Here is a 1,408-nt window from a genome sequence, read left to right as displayed (position 1 = left end):
GGCTGGCCGACCAGCTGCCGGGCCTGCCCGGCTCCGGGATCATCTACACGCTGACCAAGCCCGCGGCCGAGGAGCTCACCGCGTTCCTCACCACTGCCGGTTTCGCCGTCGCGACCTACCACGGTGGCACCGAACCCGCCGAGCGGATCGCGGCCGAGGAGGACCTGCTGGCCAACCGGGTGAAGGCCCTGGTCGCGACCAGTGCGCTGGGCATGGGTTTCGACAAACCCGATCTGGGGTTCGTCGTCCACGTCGGAGCGCCGCCGTCTCCGATCGCCTACTACCAGCAGATCGGTCGGGCCGGCCGTGCGGTTGAGCGGGCCGAGGTCGTGTTGCTACCGGCCCAGGAGGACAGCGACATCTGGGCGTATTTCGCGGACGCCTCCTTCCCCGCGCAGAGCGTGGTCGAGGGGGTGCTGAGCACACTCGCGGGGGCGACATCCTCGATGTCCACCCAGGCGTTGCTGGCACGCGTGGACGTCGGGCATGGGCGGCTCGAGGCCATGCTGAAGGTGCTCGACGTCGACGGTGCGGTCCGGCGGGTCCGCGGTGGCTGGGAGGCCACCGGGGCACCCTGGGCCTACGACACCGAACGTTTCGCCAGGGTCGGCGCCAGCCGTGCGCGCGAGCAGCAGGCGATGCTCGACTACATCGCCACCACCGGCTGCCGGCTGGAGTTTCTTCGTCGTGAGCTGGACGATCCCACCGCGGCACCGTGCGGACGCTGCGACACCTGCACCGGCCGCCGGTGGCCCGGCGTGGTCTCCGAAGCCGCCCGGGTGAGTGCGAAGGAGCAGCTGGACCGCCCGGGCACCGCGGTCGAACCACGTCGGATGTGGCCGACGGGCATGCGCACGCTGGGCATCGGCGTCGCCGGCCGGATACCGGAGGCGGCCGGTGCGCAGCCGGGACGGGCGCTCGCCCGCCTGGGCGGTGTCGGCTGGGGCAACCGGCTGCGCCCGCTCGTGGCGCAGGGCGCGCCGGATGCACCGGTGAGCGACGATCTGGTGGCCGCGGCGGTGCGGGTGCTGGCCGGCTGGGGGTGGCGGCAACGCCCGGCCGCGGTGGTCACGGTTGCCTCCCGCAGCCGCCCACAGCTTGTCGCGAGTCTGGGGGAGCAGATTGCCGCAATCGGGCGGTTGCCCCTGCTCGGCCAGGTCGAGCGGGTTGTCGATGACCGCTCTGCGTATCGGATGAACAACAGTGCGCACCGATTGGCCAGTCTCTGGGAGGCGTTCGCGGTGCCTGAGGATCTCGGGGTGGCCGTGGGGAAGCTGCCCGGCCCGGTTCTCCTGGTGGACGACCTGATCGTCACCGGCTGGACCATGACCGTCGTCGCCAGGGCACTGCGCCACGCCGGGGCCGTGGGAGTACTGCCGTTCGCGCTCGCCGTCGAGACCGGCTAGCC

1 protein-coding gene is annotated in these 1,408 nt (G+C 72.2%); it reads left to right on the top strand.

Annotated elements, in window-relative coordinates; all coding sequences use genetic code 11:
- A partial coding sequence (locus U9980_RS09590; protein ID WP_322767604.1) for a helicase-related protein occupies positions 1-1,406 on the top strand: 1,406 nt, incomplete at its 5' end.
- Between the last annotated feature and the right edge of the window lie 2 nt (positions 1,407-1,408).

The sequence above is a fragment of the Protofrankia sp. Cr1 genome (assembly GCF_963555865.1).
Taxonomy (GTDB): domain Bacteria; phylum Actinomycetota; class Actinomycetes; order Frankiales; family Frankiaceae; genus Protofrankia.
This window is presented reverse-complemented; position numbering and strand designations above follow the sequence as displayed.